Here is a 24,012-nt window from a genome sequence, read left to right on the forward strand (position 1 = left end):
ATCTGCATGCCTCGTTGCGTTTTTCTTTGTCCTATGCAAAGCCCGTCTTGATGTTCCCTCTCTCTGAGGTGCACCAGAGATGTCCCCCCATTGGTATTTTGTACTTGGTATTTCGTACTCGCCATTTCGATGCGCCGCCTGGTTGTCGAGATCATTTCATTCCTTATTCCAGGAACCTCTCGCCATGCAAACTCCATCATCTTCCATCAACTTCTCAATTAACCCGCAACTCACTATTCAACATTCGTCACGAATAATTGTTTTCCTCATTTTTGTGTTTTTTATCTCCGGTTGTGGGAATGGAGGTCCTGAACTCGCCTACGTCTCCGGAGTGGTCTTGCTCGATGGAGTCCCCATACCCCGCGCTGCTGTCATCTTTACTCCTCTTGCTGGCGGCCGTCCTGCCAGCGGAGGTACAAATGAAAAAGGTGAGTTCGAGCTTTATTACGTTGGCCGTAACAAAGGCTTCCCGCCCGGTGAGTTCGGCGTGACGATCGATAACTCCCAGCCTCCCGGAAAGCCAGCGCCAAAACCGCAAGTCCCGGCTTTTTATCGTCAGCCCGGGAACTGCACCGTCTCCGTCGCACCGGGGAAGAATCAGCTCACCATTGAACTGACCGCAAAGGACCCGAAAAAGCACAAGAAGTAACATCCCCTTTCGCCGATTCCGACACAGGACGTAAGACGGAGTTCATGCGATCAGAAGAGTGTCCACGGCATGTCTTCATCCGTCAGGGCGAAACTACGTCTGAGCCTCTCTCTCGCGCGTCATACATCGCTCATGTCACTTCTCTCTTTGCATTCCAAGCCTGCCTGGTTATGGTGAATTCACACCCACTCACCATTCCACGCAGGACTCACTCATGCGAACGCTCACCCCACTGCTGCTTCTGGCCATCATCGCCATCCTTATTCCCGCAACATCTCTCGCTGACGACATCCAAAAGCAAGTCCTCTGGAAATCCCAAACCGACGGCTATCACACCTACCGCATCCCCTCGTTAATCACCGCAGCCGACGGCACACTCCTCGCCTTCTGCGAAGGTCGTCGCGGCGGTCAAGGGGACGCGGGAGCCATCGATCTCCTCATGAAGTCCTCCAGTGACAACGGCCAGACCTGGTCGCCGCAGCAGGTCATCTGGAAAGACGCCGACAACACCTGCGGCAACCCCTGCCCCGTCCTCGATCGCACGACGGGACGCATTCTCCTCCTGATGACCTTCAACCTCGGCAAAGACTCCGAATCGAAGATCATCGCCCGCACCGCAGAATCCAGCAGAACCGTCTGGCGGTCCTTCAGCGATGACCACGGCAAGACCTGGTCCAAACCGGTCGACATCACCTCACAAACCAAACGCCCCGATTGGACCTGGTACGCCACCGGCCCCGGCGTTGGCATTCAGATCGAACATGGCCCGCATAAAGGACGTTTAGTCATTCCGTGTGATCACGCCTACGACGTCCCCAAAGACACCAACAAACGAGGCTGGGAATTCGGCTCCCACGTCATCTACAGCGATGACCATGGCGATACATGGAACATCAGCGAACCGCTCGCCCCCGGCATGAACGAATGCCAGGTCGTCGAAATCGGCAACGACTCCAGCCTCATTCTCGACATGCGCTCCTACCGTGGCAAAGGCTGTCGCGCACAATCCATCAGCAAGGATGGCGGGCAAACCTGGAGCGTAATCAAAGACGCCCCGGCCCTCGTCTCCCCTGTCTGCCAGGCCAGCCTCCTCCGCGTCAGCTGGCCCACGACCGTCAACCCCGGACTCATCGTCTTCGCAGCCCCACGCCATGAATCCAAGCGCGTGAACCTGACCCTCGTCACCAGCCCGAATGATGGTCAATCATGGAACGGAACCATTCCGCTTTACGAAGGCCCCTCGGCCTATTCCTCGCTCGCCGTCCTCGCCAACTCCAACCTCGCCTGCTTAGCAGAAGTCGGTGAGAAGAACCCTTATGAGACAATTACGCTCTTCACGGTGACAACGTCCTCCATCAAGGATTGAGCATCACAACGGGAGGACGAGGCTCCGTCCGAGCCGCTGTCCCGCGTTGCACGCATCGATGACGACTCGATGTCGATTTTCACATCTTCCTCTCAGGCCTGAAGGGCCGTTTTCAGTCAGCCCAGGGTGAAACCCTGGGTTAGCAATGACAATAAATCTCTCCCGTCCTGAAGGGACGGCTCACATTGCATAACGAGTTGACCCACCCTTACAGGGTGGCGATCTATCAATGGATTTCTGCCCCAGGGTTTCACCTTGGGCTGACAGATATCGTCCCTTCAGGACGGGAAATCAATTCAAACAAGCGGGTCGCACGAAAGTTCGCCTTCCCGGAATCGTTGATCGCGAGGGGAATGAATTCACGATGCGTCCCTACTCAGCCGAGTAAACCACAATCCCCCAGTCCATCTCCCGTCCATGATTCGACGTCGAGATCGGCGAGAAGGCCACATCGGCCGTCTTCTGTGTCGCGGGGTCATAGAAATCTTCGACGAGATAAACCTCGCCACCTCGACGACCGCCCGAACGCGACTGCGCGACGAGTTTCTTGAGTCGCTCCAGCTCCTGTGGTCGCAGAAAATCCGCAGCGGAAAGTTCCTGTGTGCTGTGAGATGCGACTGTGGCGGAGTGATAGAGAATCGTTCCTTCAACCGTCAGTTCTTCGATGCGCGACGGGCGGAAGTCGATGATCAGAAACTCCTGCGACCCATTGGCTGCACTCTTACACTCAGCAATCAAATCCTTCAAACTGACCGCGATTCCAACCACCCCCAGAAACGGCTTCTGTCCCGGCAGCCCCGGCCCGAAGACCGGCGCCGAGATCATCGTCTTGAAGGTGTTGTCTGCGTAACTCCGGAAGACGATCGACTGATACGTCTGATTGATGTGCTTAAGGTCCGGGTTCCCGCCACGTTCGAGTTCGCGTCCGTAGCCCGTGAAGTAGTCACGGTGAGCCATGCTCAAGCCGATGGTTTTGCTCTCAGGCACCCTCGCGACTTGAATCCCCTGCGCGTCATAGAAACTCCAGGAGTCCTGATCGCTGAAGATTCGATCGCGATTTTTCAACTGATACAGAAAGTCCTGAATTTTCTGCCGGTCTTCCGGGGAAGGATCAGGCTGATTGATCGTCGTCAACCACTGCACGATCTCGGGATCTTTACCAAATAGCGTCGCCGCGCGGACACGTTCTTCCGTCAACTTCGAGATCAATCGCGACGTCATCTCGGCGGTCATCTGTGTGGAATCGAGGAGCGCCTGCTGCGCCCTCAGCTTCGCCTGGTGTTCCGAGGCAGAGGATTGCCTCAACGCGAACAGGCCGATCGAAGCCATCACCAGTAGTATCAATAACGACCCCGCCCCGAGGACGACCATCGCAGCATACTGCTTCATCTGGCGCTGCCACTTCTCTCGCCACGAATACTCCCGCGCCTGCACGGGCAGGTCATCGAGATAGCGTTCGAGATCTTCAGCAAGTCCCATCGCGGTCGGATAACGCTCAGCTGGCGAGAAGCTCATCGCCTTGCTGCAGATCGCTTCCAGGTCGACGGGGACAGCGGGGTTGAGTTCCTTCGCCAGGCGCAATTTGTGATTGCGGACATTCTCTAGCACAACACTTCCCGGCAGATCCTTTTGCACCGGGTAATCGCCCGTGATCAGGACAAACAGGATCGCACCGAGCCCATAGATATCCGACGACGGCCCCAGCTGCGTATTGCCCCCCGCCTGCTCTGGACTCATGAAAATCGGCGTTCCTCCCGAGACCGATGACGACTGATCATCAGCCGTCGGCAGCAGCACGCTCACCTCAGGCGACTGCACATGATGCTGCTGTCGGCTGTACTTACGCGCCAGGCCCCAGTCGAGAACGATCGCTTCGCCGTGTCGGCCGATGTGGATGTTGGCGGGTTTCAGATCGCAGTGAATGACGGCGCGCTGGTGGGCATAGTCGATCGTCTTGCAGATCGAGATGAACGCCGAGAGCAGACGCCGAAACTGCACGAACTTTGCTTCCTGTCGAAAGACCGACTCAGACCCCGTTCGATACAGATCTTCAATCGCATCTTTGAAGCTCGATCCTCTCAGCAGACGCATGCTGTAGAAAGGCTGCTCGGTCCCCGCGACCTTGCCCATCCCCAGAATCGGCACGACACCCGGATGGTCGAGCAGGGCGGTGATGCAGGCTTCGTCACGGAACTGACGCAGCGCAAGGGGATTGCCCACCAGCGTCGGCTGCATCACTTTGACCGCGATCTCGCGGCCGAACTCTGGGTCCTGAGCCGTGTAGACGATGCCCATCGCCCCGGCTTTGGGTTTATCGAGATCGACGTAGCGCGACGTCTGCGAAACCGCCGAAATCCCGCCATGAAAGCTGGCAGGAGTGACCGGGGACACATGGACGGTCTCATCGACATAGAAGCTGCCGACGTCGCGTCGCAGGATACTGTCGCGCAGTTTCTCAAACAGATGCGGGTAATCGCGGCAGAGTGCCTTAAGGTCAGGCTCGCGCGTGGTTTCGAAAGCCTTCTCGTAGGCTTTCAGCAGATCCAGCAGGATGTCGTCGTCAGAGCGCAAGGACGATTGGTCCGTCGCGGAAGAAAACGTGTTGGCGTGAGGCATTGAAAATCACATCCTCCGTGAAGGCAAAAATATCCAGGCAAAGACATTGCCCGGCATGGCGCGTGGCCCGCCACCTTCCAGACCGGCTCCTCCTTGAGTTGGCGTCCGCGTTGCTTGCAGTTGGCCACGCGATCTGGATACGACAAGTCTACCACACTTTCGCGATCAGGTAACCGGCGATTTACGCTCAAGATTTCAAACAGAGCGTCTAATAATGCTGATCAAAAACCTGCACAACGCGGAAGATTTTTCCTGTTCGGAAAAGTCGAACATCCGGCTGCGGTGTTCAATCTCACAGGACGTCCTGCGCAACCGTTTTGGAGAACTTCTTGTTTTTCACGAAACGACTGCGCTACAATGACTTGTTCGCCTGAAAAAAAATGGATGAGGAGTTCGCATTGAGTAGTCTGCGTAAGATGAAACACGTGCAGCAGCCTGGGCCTGCCAAATCGATCTTCCTGGTTCTCCTTGCATCCTCGCTCCTGCTCTTGCCGTCTGTTTGTTTCGCTCAATCACTCACCGAAGCCAAGACATTCTTCCGCACAGGCGAATACGCCAAATGCATCGACGCGGCAAAAAAGCAGATTGAAAACGGCTCTCTCCCGGAAGACTGGCGGATCTTCAAGATCGAAAGCGAACTGGCACTGGGTCGTTACAAGGATGCCCTCGCCTCGATCGAAGAAGCCAAGACGACCTATCCATTCAGCATCCGCGTTCTCTGGCTGGAACGAGAGGTCCGTCGCTATAACGGCGAGTCGCCGAAGGCAAAAGAAATTCTCGCTGAGATGGCGTCCAACATCGAGCGTGCCAACTGGCGTTATCGCGATGCGGAGAACATGGTGATCGTGGGGCAGTTCTTCCTGGAACTGGGAGCCGATGCCAAGCAGGTCCGGGTCGACATTTTCAAACAGGTCCAGACTCAGTCGCCGAATTTCCCCAGCTCGTTCATTACTGCAGCGGAACTCGCGCTGGCGAAGAACGACTATGCGCTCGCTGCGGAAGATTTTCAGAAAGCGCTCAAACTCGATGAAGAGAATCCGCGCGTTCTTTATGGGCTGGCCCGATCGTTTGAATCGAGTGATCCGAAGAAAGCCGAAGAGTACGTCAATCAGGCCCTCAAGATCAATCCTCGACATGTCCCGAGCCTGTTGCTCGTCGCGGAGAATCACCTCGCGGCGGAGCGGTATGATGTGACCGAAGAGGTGCTGGCCAAGGTTCTCGAAGTCAACCCGTCGGAACCCAACGCATGGGCGATCCGTTCTGTCGTCGCTCATCTGGACAGTGACGAAAAGAAAGAGATGGACGCCCGCGAGAAGGCACTTGCCAACTGGAAAGACAATCCGCACGTCGATTACCTCATCGGGAAATTCCTCGCACAAAAGTATCGCTTTGCTGAAGCTGCGGAAGCACAGAAACGAGCCCTGGCATTCGATCCGACTTTCCTGCCCGCCAAGATGGAACTCTCCAACGACCTGCTCCGTCTGGGTGATGAAGAGCAGGGCTGGAAACTCGCGGAAGAAGTTTTTGAAGCAGATAATTACAACGTCGTTGCTCACAACCTGACAACGCTGCGTGACCATATGCAGAAGTTCCGCACGCTTAAGAGCGACGGCTTCCTCGTGCGGATGGATGCCAAAGAAGCCGAGATTTATGGGCCTCGGGTCCTGGAAGTTCTGCGGGATGCCCGGAAGGTTCTGACCGAGAAATATCAAGTCGAACTCCCTGAGACGGTCGCTGTCGAGATCTTTCCCAAACAGCAGGACTTTGCGATCCGAACGTTCGGTTTGCCAGGAGGGGCGGGGTTTCTGGGGGTTTGCTTTGGCAACGTGATCACGATGAATTCTCCCGCCTCGCAGGGAAGTACCCCTTCCAACTGGGAAGCCGTCCTGTGGCATGAATTCTGTCACGTCATCACGTTGACGAAGACTCGCAACAAAATGCCTCGCTGGTTGAGCGAAGGGATTTCGGTCTACGAGGAACGTCTCAAGAACAAATCATGGGGACAGTCCATCTCGCCCGCCTATCGCGCGATGATCCTCGGCGAAGATTTGACACCCGTCAGCAAGCTGAGTGGTGCCTTCATGCAGCCGCCCAGTGGCGAGCACCTGATGTTTGCGTATTACGAATCGTCGATGGTGGTGGAATACATCGTCAACGAATACGGCCATGATGCCCTGCTGGCGATTCTTGATGACCTTGGCAAAGGCCTGAAGATCAATGATGCCATCGCTCGCCATGCCGCTCCGCTGGAGAAAGTCGATGCGGGGTTTGAGAAGTCTATTCGGGATCTGGCGAACAACTTTGCCAAGGGGGCGGAGTTCACGGACATCGAAAAGCTACCAAAGCGACGCGAGTCAGCGGCTCTCAAAGCCTGGTTGACCGACCACCCCAATAGCTTCACAGGCCTGCAGCAGTATGCGATGTCTCTCATTCAGGAAAAGAAGTGGGAAGCGGCGAAGGAGCCGATTGAGAAACTGCTGCAGCTGGTTCCTGAGTACGCGGAGGGAGACAGTCCCCTTTTGATGAAAGCGAAAGTTTCCCGCGAATTGGGCGAAACCGATGAGGAGCTGGCGCTGTTAGAAAAGATGGCGTCTTTGAACGCGGACGCTGTCGATACGTACCGACGACTGGCTGAACTGCACACCGAGCGGAACGACTGGCAGGGAGCAATCCTCAACGCCCAGCGAATCCTGGCGGTCAATCCGCTGATCCCCGAGCCTTATCGCATCCTGGCAGCGGCCGGGGAGAAGACCGGTGACCGCGATGCGGCGATCAGCGGTTTGCGGACGCTGTCGATCATGGACCCGTATGATCCTGCGGATATTCACTTCCGCACGGCTCGCCTGATGGAACAGGCCGGACGACGCGACGAAGCCAGGAAACATGCCCTGATGGCGCTGGAGGAAGCGCCCCGCTATCAGGCGGCTCATGAACTCCTCCTTACCATTCTCGAACCACCTGCGACTTCTCCCTCAGCTGAACAACAATCACGACCAAACACGCCTGATCCTCCCGCCCTTCCGGAAGTCATTGAATGATGTGGACGCGACGACCGATCAAGATTTTCATGGCGACGACTGCGGTCATCCTGATTGCTGGCGCTCTCTGGGCACAGTTCCAGCCGCAGCGCGGATTTCGTGGCGGCGGCGGGCGAGGGTTTGGCGGAGGACGATACAACATCACTCAAACGGGTGCCCGCAATGACTGGGAGATCGATGAGCGGTTCCAGCATGAAGCGTTTCGTTTTGCCCGCGTGAAATACACCTGCTGGGGTCGAAGTGATAAGTGGCTGGTCGACTTTCCGGAAAGCGACCTGAACCTGCCTCACCGCCTGCGTGAATTGACTTCCATGGAAGTTCATCCGGAGAGCGTCATCGTAGAACTGACCGATGAGAATATTTCTGACTTCCCGTTTCTGTATCTCATCGAGCCCGGCCAGATGGCGTTGACCGACGAAGAGGTCGAAGGACTGCGTCGTTACCTGCTCAATGGTGGGTTTCTCATGGTCGACGACTTCTGGGGCGAGGATGAATGGTACACCTTCTATCAGAACATCAAACGCGTCTTCCCGGATCGCGAGCCGCAGGAGCTGCCTCTTGAGCATGAGATCTTCCACATCGTGTACGACCTTGCGGAAAAGCCGATGATCCCGAGCATCGGGCATTTCATGAGCGGTCGCGGGACCGAGCGGTACGACGCCAATGAAGCCCATTACCGCGGCATCTTCGACGACAAAGGTCGCATGATGGCGATCATCTGTCACAACACCGACCTGGGCGACGGTTGGGAAGAAGAAGGGGTCGATCCCAATTATTTCAAAGAGTATTCCGAACGTTTCGCGTATCCCCTGGGAATCAACATCGTGACCTATGCGATGACGCACTAAGAGATTAGCCACAGAGATCACAGAGATCACAGAGATCACAGAGATCACAGAGATCACAGAGATCACAGAGATCACAGAGATCACAGAGAGTGAAGGCAGAGGACTTCTCTAAATTCATTCTTACTCTGAGGCCTCTGTGAACTCTGTGGCTAGACAAAACACACAGACAAGAATGTCTGTGCCACCGGTCAGCAATCTAAATTCTCTCAGCCAGAAAGTTGATTCATCGTGAGTACACAGACCGACGCGTATGCCGCGGAGCAGCAGGCGGTGGAGCAGATTCGAGTGGGGCGTGAGCAGATTCTCAAGGAGCTTTCCAAGTCTGTCATCGGGCAGCAGGAAGTGATTGAGCAGTTGCTGTTGTGCCTGTTTGCGGGTGGTCACTGTCTAATTACGGGTGCTCCCGGGCTGGCGAAGACGCTGCTGGTCAATTCGATCTCGAAGATCTTTGATCTCGATTTCCGCCGCATCCAGTTCACCCCTGACCTGATGCCCGCAGATATCACCGGGACCGAGATTCTGGAAGAAACGCCCGAAGGCAAACGCAAGCTGCAGTTCGTCAAAGGGCCGATCTTCGCGAACGTCATCCTTGCGGACGAAATCAACCGGACTCCCCCCAAGACCCAGGCGGCTCTCCTCGAAGCGATGCAGGAGCATCAGGTGACGGCGGCTGGTGTTCGTTATCCATTGGAAGAGCCGTTCTTCGTGCTCGCGACGCAAAACCCGATCGAGATGGAGGGAACGTATCCTCTGCCCGAAGCACAGCTTGACCGCTTCATGTTCAACATCTGGATTGATTACCTGCCCGAGGACGATGAAGTCGCGGTTGTGAGTCAGACGACGTCTCGTAAGAGCGAGCCGATCAAGCCGCTGTTCAACGGGGAAGACGTACTCCGTTTTCACGAAGTCGTCCGGCGTGTCCCGATTGCAGAAAATCTGGTTCGCTATGCGGTCCGTCTGGCCGACTGTTCTCGTCCCGGCCGTGCCTCGACGCCTGACTTTATCAATGACTGGGTCACCTGGGGAGCAGGTCTACGGGCGGCTCAGTATCTCGTCCTGGGGGCCAAGGCGCGTGCCCTGCTGAGTGGTCGGCCGCATGTGATCGCGGAAGACATCAAGGCGCTCGCTCACGTGACGCTGCGTCACCGGATTCTCGTCGGGTATCGCGCGGAAGCAGAGGGTATTACTGTCGAGAAAGTCATTGATCGCCTCGTCAAAACCGTACCAGTGCCGGGGGCCTGATGAGTCAAGGGACCACACCAGCGACGACTGCAGACAGCTCCTCTGCGCGAGGAGGCCGGTCGCGGTCTTCGTTCATCGACCCGCCGTCATTGATGCGGATCAAGAACCTCGAACTGCGAGCCCGCACGATTGTCGAAGGGTTCATCACCGGGATGCACCGCTCGCCGTATCATGGTTTTTCAGTCGAGTTCACCGAATACCGACAATACTCCGTCGGCGACGATACTCGGTTCCTCGACTGGAAACTGTTCGCGCGTTCGGATCGTTACTTCATCAAATGCTTCGAAGATGAGACGAACCTGCGGTGTCACCTGCTCGTCGACCTCAGCAAGTCAATGAACTATGGCACGATAGGTTACAGCAAAGCCGAGTATGCCAAGACAGCCGCCGCGACGATCGCGTACTTTCTCTCGCTGCAGCGAGACGCCGTCGGCCTGCTGACGTTTGATGACAAGATCGTGGATCTAATTCCTGCTCGCTTTCGCGCGGGTCACATTCACCGCTTGATGATGAGCCTCGAGCGGGCTCCCGCTGGCAAATCGACCGATCTTTCCAAGCCGCTCGAACAGATCGCCGGCACGGTCGCCAAGCGCGGGATCGTGGTGCTGATCTCGGATCTGCTGACTCCGATTGAGACGCTGGAGAAGAACCTGGGCTACCTGCGGGCGCGTGGCCATGAAGTTGTTTTGCTGCGGGTTCTCGATCCGCGCGAGATCGATTTCCGCTTCGACCAGCCCGCGATGTTTCAGGATGTTGAATCGGGACGCAACCTGTATATCGACCCGGCTTCCGCTCGCGAGAATTACCTGATGAAGTTTCGCGAACATGCTGCGGGGTTGAAAAAGATTTGCGACAACCTCGGCATCGATCTGCATCAGATCGCGACCGATCGTTCACTGGATTTGATCCTCTTTGATCTGTTGACGGACCGGATGAAGCGAGGTCGACCGACGATCAAGCAACGCGCGCCGCGAGGGGGACAGGGATGAGTTTCCTCTACGGAGCGTTTTTACTCGGTGGACTGGCGATTGCGGCTCCGATCATCTTCCACATGATCCGACGTACGCCGCAGAGTCATTACGAGTTCAGCTCGCTGATGTTCCTGCAGCCATCGCCGCCTCGGATGACCAAGCGAAGCCACATCGATCAGTGGCTGCTGCTGTTGTTGCGGTCATTGGCGATCTTACTGCTGGCGGTCGCGTTCATGCGGCCTTACCTGCGGGCCCAGGCAGATCTCTCGCTCGATGATGCTCCGCAGCGACACATCGCGATTCTGTTGGATCGCAGTGCCAGCATGAAGCGTGGCGATCTGTGGGACAAAGCCATCGCGCAGGCGAAGTCGGTCATTCATGACCTCGGCCCGACGGATGAGGTTTCACTGTTCGCGTTTGATGAGCGACTGGAGACGATCATCGCTCCCGAGAATACGGAAGGTCTTGACCGTGATCAACGTCGTGAACTCGCCCGCAATGCCATGGATGACATCAAGCCGACGTGGGCAGCCAGCGACTTAGGGACCGCGATGCTTGGCGTTGCAGAACGCATCGAAGCAGTCGATGACATGCGTCAGACCCATGCCACCCTGCAGATTGTTCTCATCAGCGACCTGCAATCAGGTTCAAAACTCGAAGCACTGCAGACCACCGAGTGGCCCAAGACCGTCCGTCTGGATGTGAAGACGGTTGTGCCCGAGAAGGACAACAATGCCCGCGTCCGTCTGGTCGAAACGCCAATTGACGAGGCGGAGGAAACGCCGTCTCCGCGCGTTCGCGTTCGCAATACCTCTGGCTCGACGACCGAACAGTTTCATGTCGTCTGGAGCAATGGCATTCAGGATTGTTCGAGGCCAGTGGCTTTTTATGTGCCGCCGGGGGAAAGCTTGGTCCTGCCGGTCCCTTATGATGTGAATGGCCAGAAGCCCGATCGCCTTTTGCTATCCGGCGATGGGGCTGACATGCACTTTGACAACGTGTTCTATGTTGTCCCGCCGCTGCAGGAGAAAATCAGGATCGCGTACTTTGGGAGTGATCTCGATGAAGACCCGGAGCAGATGCGTTTTTATCTCAGCCGGGCATTCGATGAGACGCCTGCGAGGAAAGTGGAAGTCACGACGATCGCAGCCAACCAGGTTCCCAACTGGGAGTTCGACGACGTTCCCCGGTTTGTGGTGATCACAGACAAGATCAGTGAAGCGCAGCAGAAGGCTGTCGACCAGTATCTAATTCGGGGTGGTCACGCACTCGTTGTTTTGAAGACAGAGGAACTCGTCAGTCAACTCGGGCCTTGGCTGGGGAACCTGAAACTGGATGGTGATGCCAGCGAGAAGTCTTCTTCCAGCGACTATGCCATGCTGGGGCAGATTGATTTCCGCCATCCGTTGTTCGTGCCATTCGCGGGAGCCCGTTACAACGACTTCACCCGCATCCGTTTCTGGAAGCACCGTCCGGTCAACATCGACGAGGTCGAAAACGCCAGCATAATAGCACGCTTTGAAGACCAGACACCCGCCCTCTGGTCAACTCCCCGCGGCAAGGGGACCTTGTATGCCATGAGTTCCGGCTGGCAGCGAAGTGACAGTCAGTTGGCGCTCTCGACGAAATTTGTGCCGCTGCTGACTCGCTGGCTGGAGCTGGCTGCGGGAGGACGTCTCGCGGCTCAGTCGTATGTCGTCAATCAGCCGGTGACGTTGCCCGAGCCGAAGGGGGACCGGTTCATCCGGACTCCTGCGGGGACACAGGTCACGCTGACGCCTGAAGCAAAAGTGTTCACCCAGACAACCGAGCCCGGCGTCTACACGCTTGTCGACAACGGCCAGCCGTACCCGTTCGCGGTCAATCTCGCCGATGCCGAGAGCGACACCGAACCTCTGGGGATCGAGCGTCTCGAACAATTTGACATCGCGACCGGCGCTGCTCCGACTCAGGCTGAAGAGCTGGAGCGGATGCGTCAGCTGCGTGATACCGAACTCGAAAGCCGACAGAAAATCTGGAAGTGGCTGATCGTCGCCGTGCTGGTTCTGCTTGGCGTTGAAACCTGGCTGGCAGCGAGACGTTCACGACAGCCAATCCCAGTCACAGGAGATTTCGCATGATTGATCGCGAACTTCAACAACCGCTCGAACGTGCCGCAAAGCGGGTACGTTCGTTTCGTTTCTGGACGGGATTGGGTGTCGTCTGGATCGTCACCGCGGCCGTTGTTGGTTTGCTCTTTGCGACGACGCAGACGACGGGGCGCGTCATTCCTGGCGGAGCAGCATTCGCATTTTTAGCAGCGATCATCAGCTCTCTTTTCATTCTCATCGGGAGTCGACAGTCGGCTCGAAATCAGCGACGACTGGCCGAGCGCATCGAGGCTTATTTTCCTCAGCTCAACGCGACACTGTTGACGGCGGTCGAACAACAACCAGAGGAATCTACTGGCAAGCTTCGTTATCTTCAGCACGTCGTTGTCGAGAAGGCTATCAAACATTCCGAAACGCATGACTGGACTCGGATTGTCTCTGGATCACAGATGGGGCTGGCGCGGATGTCAGCGGTGTTCGGGATGATTCTGTTTTGCGTGGCGTCCGTGTTTCTGAACTCACTGAATAGCCAGTTAAAGCCAGGACTCATTTCCAATCTCGCCTTCAACGATGTCGTTCTCGATGGGGCTCAGTACGACGCCAGCATCGAGCCGGGGGATGCGGATGTCGAGCGTGGCAGCAGCCTGCTGGTCCTCGCGCGGTTTGCCAGCAAGCTTCCTCCTGAATCGACGCTGATCTATACAGGAGCAGATGGTCAGGAACAGAAAGTCTCGATGGCTCAGTCACTGGATGACCCGCTGTTTGGGGGTCGCATCGCGACGGTGACTGATTCACTCAAATACAAAGTCAGCTTCGGCGATCAGACAACTCGCGATTTCCAGATCAACGTCTTTGACTACCCCAGCCTGCTGCAGACCGATGCGAAGCTCGCTTTCCCCGGCTATACCAAGCAGGAAGAAAAGTTCCTGCAGGATGTGCGACGGATCTCTGCGGTGGAAGGAACCGATCTGACACTGCTGTGTCGAGTCAATAAGCCTCTGACGACGGTTCAGTTCAAAGAGCAACTCGGTGACAGTGAAGCGGTCATCGATCTTGAAGTCGACGCTGCTGATCCGCTGACGTACACGACGAGTTTCAAGCTCGAGCGGTCTCGTGAGCTCATGCTGCATCTGACCGACGATGCCGGTCGTGCGAACAAATTCCCGACCAAACTCGTCATCAACGTCGTCACGAATCGCCCGCCAGACATCAAGCTGGCGCAGCCGACGAAGGATATTGAGGTCTCACCAATTGAAGAGGTCGATCTGGCTGCTTCCGCTTGGGATGACTTTGGAATTCAGCGAGTCGGCATCAACTATTCGATTCCCGGAAAAGTCGAGAAGGATATTTCTCTGGGCGATCGCTTTCCCGCGAAAGAACGCATCCAGGCTCAGCACCTGCTTGCCTTTGAAGATCTGAATGCAGAACCCGATCAACTCCTTTCATGGTATTTCTGGGCCGAAGACATCGGCCCGGCGGGAGAAATCCGACGGACCGCCAGCGACATGTTCTTCGCCGAAGTTCGTCCGTTCGAAGAGATCTTCCGTCAAGGGCAGCAACCAGCCGAAGGGGAACAACAGCAGCAACAGCAACAACAAGGCAGCCAGAACGCCCAGCAGGCACAGCAACTTGCAGAGCTGCAAAAGCAGATCATCAATGCGACGTGGAAGATCATTCGTCGAGAGACGCGCGAGAAGATGTCGTCGGAATTTGAAAACGATGTACGGCTCATTGTTGAGTCACAGAAGGCTGCGATGGCGCAAGTCGATGAACTCGCCGAGAACATTCAAGACCAGCAGTCGCTGTCTCATGTCGACACTGTCAAACAGGAGATGCGAAAAGCGGTTACGTCTCTAGAGTCTGCAGCCAGCAGCCAGAAAGCTCCAGAGTTGCAATCTGCGTTGGGGCATGAACAAGCAGCTTATCAGGCACTTCTCCGCCTGCGGGCTCGCGAGCACGAAGTTGTGCAAAGCCAGTCCCAGCAGCAGCAACAAAGCCAGCAACAGCAAAGCCAACGGATGCAGCAACAGCTTCAACAACTGAAGCTGAAAGAAGACAGCAACCGATACGCTCAGGAGCAGCAGGCGCAGACCGAGCAGGAGCAGCAGTCGCGCGAGGACCGTCAGGTTCTCAATCGTCTGCGAGAACTGGCTCAACGTCAGAGTGATCTCAACGAGCGGATCAAAGAACTGCAAGGAGCTCTCGAAGCCGCTCAGACCGAAGAAGAGCGAGCCGAAGCGGAGCGTCAGTTGAAGCGTCTGCGTGAAGAGCAGGAAGAGATTCTGCGTGATACCGAAGAGCTTCAGGAGCGCATGGAACAGCCTGAAAATCAGGAGCGGATGGCTGAGCAGAGTCAGCAGCTTCAGGAAGCTCGTGAAAACGTGCGTCAATCCGCAGAGGCTCTGCAGGAACGCATGGTGACGCAGGCCGCCAATGAAGGGACACGGGCGCAGAACGAACTCAACGACCTGAAGGAAGAGTTCCAGCGCCAGACGTCAGGGCAGTTTGAAGAACAGATGCGCGAGATGCGTCAGCAGGCACAGGAGCTCAAGCAGCAGGAAGAGAAAATTGGAGAGCAATTAAAAAACCTCAACGAGGGTGGCAGCGAAGAGGCGAACTCTCTGCGTGAATCGAACGAGCGGCAGGAGACTCAACAACAGGTCGCTGAGCAGAAGAAGCGGCTGGAAGAACTGACCAACACGATGCGAGAAACGATCGAGCAAGCCGAAGCAACTCAGCCACTTCTCGCTGAAAAACTTTATGACTCGATCCGCGAGACACGCAAAGCGGATCCTCAGAAGGCGCTCGAAGCGACCGAGCTGCTCATGCGTCGTGGCTTTCTCGAAGATGCCCTCGACCAGGAACAGACGGCACGTCAGGGAATCAACCGACTGGCCGAAGGTGTCGAACAGGCGGCCGATCAAGTCCTTGGGGACGAGACGGAAACATTGCGTCGTGCCCTGGGCGAACTTGATCGCCTGAATACCGATCTTGATCGTGAGATTGCGCAAGCCGAGGGACGTCAGCCGGGACAACGTCCGGGACCGCAGGATCCAACCAATCCCCTTCGCAATCAAAGCCCACTGACCGACCCCTTGAACAGCAACTCCCAAGCAGGTCAACAACCTCGCCCCGGCCAACAACAGAATGCCCAATCACAACAAGGCCAGCAAAATGGTCAGCAGCCCCAGCCAGGTCAACAACCAGGCGAACAGCAGAACGGCGAGCAGCCATCCGGTCAGGAAGCGATGACGCAGCAGGGCCAGCAGCCCGGTCAACAACCCGGACAGCAACAGGGCCAACAGCCCGGGCAGCAGTCTGGACAACAGCCTGGTCAACAGCAAGAACAACGCCCAGGCGATCAGCCGGGTCAGACATCAGGTCAACAACCGGGAGGCCAGCAGCCAGGTCAAGAGCCCGGTCAGTCTCAGCAACCACAACCTGGTCAACAGCCTGGCCAGCAGCCCGGTGGTCAACAACCCGGCCAACAACCTGGCGGTCAACAGCCAGGCGGTCAGCAACAGGGCCAACAACCCGGTCAAGCCGGTGGTCAACAGCGTCAACCGGGTGGGCAGCGTAATGCGGGCGGCGGGGGTGGTGGTCTGGATCGGTTTCTTGATAACGGCAACGTCCAGCGGGCCAGCCCGTTTTCAGGCGATGACTTCATGAACTGGTCGGATCGTCTGCGCGATGTCGAAGAAATCGTCGATGATCCCCAGCTGCGTGCGGAAGCAGCTCGCATTCGTGAGGAAGCCCGTGAGCTTCGACGTGAGATGCTCAATAATCAGGCTCCGCCTCAATGGGACATCATCAAAGACCGCGTCGCCAATCCACTGACTCAACTGCAGAACCGGGTCGCGGAAGAACTCCTCAAACGGACCGGCGAGGATGTCCGCGTGCCAATTGATAAAGACCCTGTCCCGACACAGTACGAGAATGCTGTTCGCCGCTATTATGAACGATTGGGGAGCAGCCAATGATGGAGTGGTTCCAGGAGCAGTTTCTTCTGGAGTGGCCGAATGTCTGGGCCTCACGGAGCTGGATCCTGCCCGCCTGCCTACTGGGCGGCGCGGTGTTCCTGCTCGTGATCTGGGCGTATCGCGCGATCGATGCGCCGCGCTGGTTGAAGGTGACTTGTGCGATGCTCAAAGGCTTGGCCGTTACACTCATCGCGCTCACGCTCGTTGAGCCGATGCACAGTGAATCCAAACCAGTCCCCGGCGCGAACCTGTTTGCGGTCCTCGCGGATCGCTCGCAGAGTCTGCAACTGACCGATCCTGGAGAAACAGCCAGTCGAGCCGATCTTCTGAAAAAGCGACTGGATCGCACGTCCGAGTGGCAGGTCCAGCTCGGCACTGATTTCGATGTCAGACGTTACGAATTTGATCGCCAGCTGTCGCCGGTCGCCGACTTCGATGGCTTCAAGGCAGAGGGAGAAGCCTCTTCGATCATGACGTCGTTGGCGTCGGTCGCGGATCGCTATGCCCAGCGCCCCACTGCGGGCATCCTCCTGTTGACCGATGGTAACGCGACCGATCTCTCCGAAACAGAAACCGACTGGAGCAAATACCCGCCGATCTTCCCGGTCATGCTCGGCAGCGAAGAAACCGCCAGCGATATTGGCGTCCGACGCGTCACTGCCAGCCAGACCAATTTCGAAGCCGCCCCCGTCACGCTGACGGCTGAGATCGAAGGGACTGGCTTCAACGGGCAGTCGGTCGTTGTGGAACTCCTGGATGAGAAGGGTGTCTCGCTCGAAGCGAAGACCGTTAACAGCATACGCGATGATCAGATCTTCTCGGTACGCTTTCAGGTCAAGCCGGTACAACGCGGCGTTCTCTTCTATCAGGTCCGCGCGTATGCAGAATCACAGAAAGGACTATTCGACAATCCGTCACGCAGCACCGAAGCAACTCTGCTGAATAACTGTCGAACGGTCATGGTCAACAGAGGGCGCGGGCCCTATAAGATTCTCTATGTTGCGGGGCGTCCGAACTGGGAATTCAAGTTCCTCAACCGTGCCCTTTCCGAGGACGATGAACTCGAACTTCATGGACTAGTCCGGATCGCCAAACGCGAGCCGAAGTTCCAGTTCCGCGAAAAGGATTCGAGCGCCAATCGCATCTTCACCAACACCGATGATGAGAAGAAAGAACTCGTCCAGCAATACGATGAACCTGTTCTGCTGCGCGTCGGCAAGCTCGAACAAGATGAACTCATCGGCGGTTTCCCCAAGTCGTCCGATGAGCTCTTTGACTACGACGCCATCATCCTTGATGACATCGAAGCAGAGTTCTTCACCCAGCAGCAGATGTCGCTCATACAGGACTTCGTCAGTCGACGCGGTGGCGGGTTCCTGATGCTTGGCGGGATGGAGTCGTTCGCAGAAGGCAAGTATCACCGCACGCCGATTGGCGAACTTCTGCCAGTCTACCTTACGGGAGTGAAGCCGGTTCCCGATCAGCGCGAGTTCACACTCGCGCTCACTCGCGAAGGCAAGCTGGAACCCTGGGTCCGGGTCCGTTCCACCGAACAGGAGGAACAGCAGCGGCTCGATGAGATGCCTCGTTTGAAAACTCTCAGTCCCGTCGGCACCCTCAAGCCCGGGGCAACTGAACTTTCGACGGTTCGTACTTCGCGTGATGACTCCCGCCCTGCCCTCGTCACGCAACGATTCGGCAAAGGACGCACAGGGGCATTCCTCATCGGCGACCTGTGGCGCTGGAAGATGCATCAGGCGAGCGTTGACAATGACGACTTGGAACGTGCCTGGCGTCAGACGGCTCGCTGGCTCGTTGGCGACGTTCCACAACGCGTGCAGGTGGAAGCCATTCGTAAACAGGATGATCCGAATCGCCCGTTCGAAGTCGCCGTCCAGGTCAACGATGAGAACTTCAAGCCGCTCGACAACGCTGACGTGACCATCGAGATCACGACGCCGAGCAATGAAAAACTGACCCTCACAGCCGAAGCCAAAGATGCCGTTTCCGGCCAGTATGCGTCGACCTACGTTCCGCGATCGCCCGGTGCGTATCGCGCGACAGTAACCGCCAGAAATCCTGATGGCAGTGAGATCAATCAAAGTGAAACTGGCTGGGTCTCCGAACCTGCGGGGGATGAATTCGTCACACTGAAGCCGAATCGTGAGTTCCTCGAAATGCTCGCTCAGAAGACCGGCGGCGAAGTGGTGAAACTGTCTGCCCTCGAAGAATTTGTGCGAACGCTGCCGGATCGCGAGATCCCGGTGGTGGAGCCTCAAATCCATTCGATCTGGCATACCTGGGGCGTCTTCACGCTGGCAGTCAGCCTGCTCGCGTTTGAATGGGGACTAAGACGCTGGAAAGGACTCGCCTGAGATGAACTGGCTGTTGGCATTGTGTCTGATGATGAACGTGACGGTCGCACAGCCGGAGGTCACGACTCCTCCTACGGCAACCGTCATCGTCGTGGTCGGCGAGCCGGGCGAAGAGAAGTACGAGCAGCTGTTCGTCGAGTGGGCTCAGCGATGGGATGAGACGACTTCGAAAGCAGGCGTCAAGCTGGTCAGTATCGGCCCGCCTCGCGAGAAGTCGTCCGAGAAAGAAGATCGCGATCTTTTCTGCGAAACCCTGACGTCGTTTGAAAAAGCTCCTCCAGAGACACTGTGGATCGTCTTCATCGGCCACGGCACCTTCGATGGCAAGAAAGCGAAATTCAATCTGCGCGGGACCGACATCACCGCGACGGAACTCGGCGAGCAGTTAGCCAGGATTCCCTGCAAGACAGCGATCATCAACTGTGCGTCCTCGAGCGGCCCCTTCTTGACGCAGTTGTCGGCAGACAATCGTGTCATCGTGACGTCGACACAAAACGGGGCCGAGCAGAACTTCGCCCGCTTCGGTGGTTACCTCGCCAGTAGCATCGGCGATGCGTCCGCGGACCTCGACAAAGATGGTCAGACGTCGCTACTGGAAGCCTGGCTGGCAGCGTCGAAGCAGACTCAGGAGTACTATGAAACCGAAGGCCAGCTCGCCACCGAGCATGCCCTGCTCGACGACAACGGCGATGGCAAAGGCACTCCCTACGATTGGTTCCGCGGCATCCACCTCGTCAAGACCTCGAAAGACAGCTCTCTGCCCGACGGGACGTTCGCCAATCAGTTCATCCTCATCCCCGCCGGTGCTTCGTCGCAACTAACGGACGAACAACGCAAACAACGCGACCAATGGGAAGTCGAGCTCGCACAACTGCGACAACAGAAAGCCTCTCTGTCGGAAGAGGAGTATCTCAGCAAACTCGAGAAGATCCTCCTGCCAATGGCGAAGTTGTATCAGCAGGCGAAACAGGCACCAAAGTAAGCCGTAGGGTGCTGGTGAGGCTTTGCGAACCGCACCAATTGTGGTTTCAATCGACGCATAGACTTTGAGCACACACTTGGTGCGGTTCGAAGACTCACCAAGACCCTACCCGTGCGCATGACGTACAATGACTTACGCCATCAGCCGACTCAACACCCCCGCTGCCACTGGTCGTGGGCAGGACCAGACCAGGAAGAACAACGCCTGCCTCGTCCATCGCTGCACGGGATGTGGCTTCGCGAACCCTGCTCCCTTGGCCATGAGCAGGCTCGTCTGAGTGGCTTGCAGCGCGAGCATCGTGCACTCCTCGCGAATTGCCATCGCCGCGTCTGCATCTTTGGGCGATTGCGCCAGCGCGTGAAGTCGAGTGCGTGTCTGGTCGACAGTAACGCGGAAATGCGAAGCCACTGATTCAAGGTCGGTTCGCTTTTCGGCTTCGCGTTCCAGGTACCCCGTCGCGGCTTCTGCCATCCCCACAGCGAGGTTAGAGGTCTCCAGCCCGCCTCCTCCGACTGCTCCCAGAACTTTCTCGACAGGGCCGGCGAGAACATCATCTGCTTCGATCATCACGCGATCGCAATGCACCAGCGATGTTCGCGATCCCGTCAGCGATGCCAGTTCAATCGTCTCTCCATAGCTGACCCCCTGACGATCACCCGGCAGCGCGACGAGTATCTGCAGTCCATCATCCAGCGTCGCACCAACAATGATGACCTTCGCCTGATCGGCTCCCGTGACCCAGGGAATCTCGCCGTGAAGTTCATAGCGCCCCTGATCCAGGCGTGACGCGGTCAGCGAGGGCTTCATATGTTGACGCGATGTCGTGAGCTGCGAAAGACCGACGGTCGCGTAGTCATCACCACTCGCCAGTCCCGGTAGATAGCGCTGCTGAAGATGCGCCGGGCCTTTGAGCAGGTGGCGAATCGCGGCTTCTCGCTGACTGAGAATAAAGGCGGTTGTCAGGCAGGCGGTCGCGATATTTTCGTGACCACGAAACAGTTCGATCGTGCTCTTTCCCGAACCGCCAAACTCAATCGGGATCGACCAGCCCAGCGCGCCCGCGGACTTGAGTACAGACAATGATTCGAACGGCCATACGGACGATGAATCGGCAACTTCGGCCCGGTTTGCCAGGGCGTCTAATACGTCATCACTCAGTAATTTCATTGTGTTGACCACTCCACTAAACGCCAGCTGCTCACTGACTCAGTGTTTTATCACCGCGCATGAAAAAACAGCCCGCGCTCGACGCCGGACTGTTTGAATTTCCGTTTTACCCCATCAAACTACGAAAGTTTGATGTGCTTACGCTTGGCTTTGCGAGCCTGAGCACTGGCTGGACGCTTGCCGTGATTGGCTTTTTTGAGCTTCTTTTGTGACATTGCCATGATGACTATTCCTTACGATGAAATGGTAATACCAGTCATGCTGGTATCAGCCGTTGGTTCTTCGAGAAATCGAGTCGCAGAGCATAACACATCGCTGCGATTTTTTCGAGTCAACGAGTGCGCAGACGCAAAACCATTTTTGACACAGAGGCCACAGAGTTCACAGAGTGAATTCATGGAGGCGCTTTCGGAGTGAAACTTGCTTCTACTCATTTTGGAAGCTCTGTGACCTCTGTGCACTCTGTGTCAAAATTCTGCCTTTGATCACGGTAGCATGCAGGGCTTGCCCAGATGTCCACTTGGTTGCCGGGCTCTCGACGCCAGACTACCATGATACGACGCCCCGCCGACAGACAAGATAATTCACGCAAGCCTCAACAGGAAAACAGGTTATGGGTCGCCAAGCCAATCGCCTTATCAATGAAACCAGCCCGTACCTGCTGCAGCACGCCCACAATCCGGTTGACTGGTATCCCTGGGGAGCCGAGGCGTTTGAAGAAGCAAAAAAGCGGAATGCACCGCTGTTTCTGTCCGTCGGCTATTCGGCCTGCCACTGGTGCCATGTCATGGAACATGAAAGCTTCGAAGATCCAGACATTGCAGCCTACATGAACGAGAAGTTCGTCTGCATCAAGGTCGACCGCGAAGAACGACCCGATATCGACCAGATCTACATGACCAGCGTCCAGCTCATCACGCAACGGGGCGGGTGGCCGATGTCGGTCTTTCTTGATCACGACGCCAAGCCCTTTTACGGCGGGACGTACTGGCCCAAAACTTCCAAGCACGGCATGCACGGGTTCGGCGAAGTCCTCCGCAAGATCCGCATGATCTGGGACGAGCATCCCGAAGATGTTCAAAAATCAGGCGAAGATCTGCAGGAAGAAATTCAGCGACTCAGCACACTGGAATCGGAATCCTCACCAGTCAATAAAGTCGCGATCGAGAACGCCGTCGTCATGATGCTCAAGTCGGCGGACCGACGTCATGGCGGATTCGGGACTGCTCCAAAGTTCCCGCACCCGATGGACGTTCGCGTTCTCATGCGAGCCGCCAAACGCTTTGGCAATATGGACGCCCTCGAAGTCGTCCGACTTACGCTCGACAAGATGGCCCGCGGCGGGATCTACGACCACCTCGGCGGCGGCTTTGCTCGCTACTCCACGGATGCTTACTGGCTCGTGCCGCACTTCGAGAAAATGCTCTACGACAACGCCCTGCTGCTGAGTTGTTATCTCGAAGGCTACCAGCTGACTGGCGATGAGTTTTACAAACAGGTCTCCAAAGAAATCTGCGAATACATCCTGCGCGATATGACCTCTCCCGAAGGCGGGTTCTACGCGACTGAAGACGCCGACAGCGAAGGGGTCGAAGGGAAGTTTTATGTCTGGAGTGAAGCAGAAATCGATGAGCTTCTCGGCAGTGAAGAGTCCCGCATTTTCAAACATTGCTACGACGTGACCGCAGGGGGCAACTGGGAAGAATCGAACATCCTCAATCTCCCCAAGCCTCTCAAAGAGAGTGCAGACGACCTGTTGATCCCGGTCGATGAACTCGAGTCACGACTGGCCTGCTCGAAAGCGTACCTCTACGAAGCCCGCGAAAAACGGATTCATCCTGGCAAAGACACCAAGGTCCTCGCGTCCTGGAACGGCCTGATGATCGCTGCCCTCGCGAACGCCTCCGTTGTCCTGCAGGAGCCAAAGTACGCGACCGCAGCCTCCAACGCGGCTCGCTTCATCCTCGATAAGATGGTGACCGAAGAAGGCCGACTGTTGCACTCCTACAAAGATGGCCAGGCCCGTTTCAATGGCTATCTTGATGATTATGGCTGCCTGATTGACGGCCTCGTCGAAGTGACCCTCGCGACAGGCGATCCATCATTTGTCGAGGCGGGACGCCAACTGGCTCAACGGATGGTGGAGCAGTTTTCCGATCCCGACAACGACACCTTCTATTACACCTCGTCAGACCACGAAACGCTCATCGCCCGCCAGCAGGATATCCAGGACAACGCCACTCCATCGGGCTACTCGATGGCCGTCACTGCGCTGATCAAGCTGGGCCGATTGCTTCACGATGACTCTCTCGAGCAAGCTGGTGTGAAGGCTCTGGAAGCCGCCGGCATGACGATCAAGACCCGCCCGTATGCAGTCGCCCAACTACTGATCGCTGCCGACTTTCTCGTCGGACCTGCCTGGGAACTGATCGTCTATCCGGGCGATCACAACGACGACTGGCAGCGCGTCAAAGCGGCTCTCGCAGAACGCTTCCTGCCAAACAAGCTGATGATGATCGCGAACGACAAGCTATCGAATTCAGCGCCCCTCGCAGCCCATTTCGAGAATCGCGGCGCAACGGGCGGCGAGGTGACCCTGTATCAATGCGAGAGGGGGCGCTGCTTAGCACCCGTCAGTGGCGCTGATGCGATCCTGAGTACGATTGAATCGCTATAGCGAGACATCGT

14 protein-coding genes are annotated in these 24,012 nt (G+C 56.7%); 11 read left to right on the forward strand and 3 right to left on the reverse strand.

Features of this window, described 5'->3' with window-relative positions; genetic code table 11:
- The first annotated feature begins 184 nt into the window (after positions 1 to 184).
- Complete coding sequence (locus SH248x_RS17385; protein WP_459555574.1) at positions 185 to 649, forward strand: carboxypeptidase-like regulatory domain-containing protein; 465 nt, start codon at positions 185 to 187, stop codon at positions 647 to 649.
- A 214-nt stretch (positions 650 to 863) separates the two neighbouring features.
- Entirely contained in the window at positions 864 to 2,015 is a 1,152-nt protein-coding gene (locus tag SH248x_RS17390) for a sialidase family protein (protein WP_459555575.1), read from the forward strand.
- A 372-nt stretch (positions 2,016 to 2,387) separates the two neighbouring features.
- On the opposite strand, the gene SH248x_RS17395 is transcribed toward SH248x_RS17390, so the two are convergent.
- The gene (locus SH248x_RS17395) at positions 2,388 to 4,631 is read right to left on the reverse strand and encodes a protein kinase domain-containing protein (RefSeq protein WP_459555576.1); all 2,244 of its coding nucleotides are present in this window, start codon (positions 4,629 to 4,631) and stop codon (positions 2,388 to 2,390) included.
- Between the two features lie 398 nt (positions 4,632 to 5,029).
- Here SH248x_RS17395 and SH248x_RS17400 point away from each other — a divergent pair, with 398 nt between their 5' ends.
- From SH248x_RS17400 to SH248x_RS17435, 8 genes are all read left to right on the forward strand, one after another.
- Positions 5,030 to 7,669 carry a tetratricopeptide repeat protein gene (locus SH248x_RS17400; protein ID WP_459555577.1) on the forward strand — a complete coding sequence of 880 codons (2,640 nt, stop codon included), beginning with the start codon at positions 5,030 to 5,032 and terminating at the stop codon, positions 7,667 to 7,669.
- Positions 7,666 to 8,517: a DUF4159 domain-containing protein gene (locus tag SH248x_RS17405; RefSeq protein ID WP_459555578.1), complete on the forward strand. Its 852-nt coding sequence runs from the start codon at positions 7,666 to 7,668 to the stop codon at positions 8,515 to 8,517. Before SH248x_RS17400 ends, SH248x_RS17405 begins: the two co-directional genes overlap by 4 nt.
- A 228-nt stretch (positions 8,518 to 8,745) precedes the next feature.
- Complete coding sequence (locus SH248x_RS17410; protein ID WP_459555579.1) at positions 8,746 to 9,759, forward strand: AAA family ATPase; 1,014 nt, start codon at positions 8,746 to 8,748, stop codon at positions 9,757 to 9,759.
- Positions 9,759 to 10,748, forward strand: coding sequence for a DUF58 domain-containing protein (locus tag SH248x_RS17415; protein WP_459555580.1), 990 nt, complete (start codon positions 9,759 to 9,761; stop codon positions 10,746 to 10,748). The genes SH248x_RS17410 and SH248x_RS17415 overlap by 1 nt, the downstream gene beginning before the upstream one ends.
- Positions 10,745 to 12,850, forward strand: coding sequence for a BatA domain-containing protein (locus SH248x_RS17420; protein WP_459555581.1), 2,106 nt, complete (start codon positions 10,745 to 10,747; stop codon positions 12,848 to 12,850). Before SH248x_RS17415 ends, SH248x_RS17420 begins: the two co-directional genes overlap by 4 nt.
- Complete coding sequence (locus SH248x_RS17425) at positions 12,847 to 16,800, forward strand: coiled-coil domain-containing protein (RefSeq protein WP_459555582.1); 3,954 nt, start codon at positions 12,847 to 12,849, stop codon at positions 16,798 to 16,800. Before SH248x_RS17420 ends, SH248x_RS17425 begins: the two co-directional genes overlap by 4 nt.
- Positions 16,797 to 19,175 carry a glutamine amidotransferase gene (locus tag SH248x_RS17430; protein WP_459555583.1) on the forward strand — a complete coding sequence of 793 codons (2,379 nt, stop codon included), beginning with the start codon at positions 16,797 to 16,799 and terminating at the stop codon, positions 19,173 to 19,175. The genes SH248x_RS17425 and SH248x_RS17430 overlap by 4 nt, the downstream gene beginning before the upstream one ends.
- A gap of 1 nt (position 19,176) precedes the next feature.
- On the forward strand, positions 19,177 to 20,157 hold the full coding sequence (locus SH248x_RS17435; protein ID WP_459555584.1) for a M14 family metallopeptidase: 981 nt from the start codon (positions 19,177 to 19,179) through the stop codon (positions 20,155 to 20,157).
- 132 nt (positions 20,158 to 20,289) lie between these two features.
- Here SH248x_RS17435 and SH248x_RS17440 read toward each other — a convergent pair whose 3' ends face one another.
- Entirely contained in the window at positions 20,290 to 21,324 is a 1,035-nt protein-coding gene (locus tag SH248x_RS17440; protein ID WP_459555585.1) for an acyl-CoA dehydrogenase family protein, read from the reverse strand.
- Between the two features lie 119 nt (positions 21,325 to 21,443).
- Entirely contained in the window at positions 21,444 to 21,545 is a 102-nt protein-coding gene (locus tag SH248x_RS17445) for a 50S ribosomal protein bL37 (protein ID WP_459555586.1), read from the reverse strand.
- A gap of 392 nt (positions 21,546 to 21,937) precedes the next feature.
- Here SH248x_RS17445 and SH248x_RS17450 point away from each other — a divergent pair, with 392 nt between their 5' ends.
- Positions 21,938 to 24,001, forward strand: a complete 2,064-nt coding sequence (locus SH248x_RS17450) for a thioredoxin domain-containing protein (protein WP_459555587.1) — start codon at positions 21,938 to 21,940, stop codon at positions 23,999 to 24,001.
- The last annotated feature ends 11 nt before the right edge of the window (positions 24,002 to 24,012 follow it).

This window comes from Lacunimicrobium album (assembly GCF_052161635.1).
Lineage (GTDB): Bacteria > Planctomycetota > Planctomycetia > Planctomycetales > Planctomycetaceae > SXPC01.

Bases quoted from the DNA above. Each gene is read 5' to 3' on its own strand.
- SH248x_RS17450 (WP_459555587.1), top strand. From the start codon at position 21,938: ATGGGTCGCCAAGCCAATCGCCTTATCAATGAAACCAGCCCGTACCTG.
- SH248x_RS17435 (WP_459555584.1), top strand. From the start codon at position 19,177: ATGAACTGGCTGTTGGCATTGTGTCTGATGATGAACGTGACGGTCGCA.
- SH248x_RS17425 (WP_459555582.1), top strand. From the start codon at position 12,847: ATGATTGATCGCGAACTTCAACAACCGCTCGAACGTGCCGCAAAGCGG.
- SH248x_RS17430 (WP_459555583.1), top strand. From the start codon at position 16,797: ATGATGGAGTGGTTCCAGGAGCAGTTTCTTCTGGAGTGGCCGAATGTC.
- SH248x_RS17420 (WP_459555581.1), top strand. From the start codon at position 10,745: ATGAGTTTCCTCTACGGAGCGTTTTTACTCGGTGGACTGGCGATTGCG.
- SH248x_RS17390 (WP_459555575.1), top strand. From the start codon at position 864: ATGCGAACGCTCACCCCACTGCTGCTTCTGGCCATCATCGCCATCCTT.
- SH248x_RS17415 (WP_459555580.1), top strand. From the start codon at position 9,759: ATGAGTCAAGGGACCACACCAGCGACGACTGCAGACAGCTCCTCTGCG.
- SH248x_RS17395 (WP_459555576.1), bottom strand. From the start codon at position 4,631: ATGCCTCACGCCAACACGTTTTCTTCCGCGACGGACCAATCGTCCTTG.
- SH248x_RS17440 (WP_459555585.1), bottom strand. From the start codon at position 21,324: ATGAAATTACTGAGTGATGACGTATTAGACGCCCTGGCAAACCGGGCC.
- SH248x_RS17405 (WP_459555578.1), top strand. From the start codon at position 7,666: ATGATGTGGACGCGACGACCGATCAAGATTTTCATGGCGACGACTGCG.
- SH248x_RS17385 (WP_459555574.1), top strand. From the start codon at position 185: ATGCAAACTCCATCATCTTCCATCAACTTCTCAATTAACCCGCAACTC.
- SH248x_RS17445 (WP_459555586.1), bottom strand. From the start codon at position 21,545: ATGGCAATGTCACAAAAGAAGCTCAAAAAAGCCAATCACGGCAAGCGT.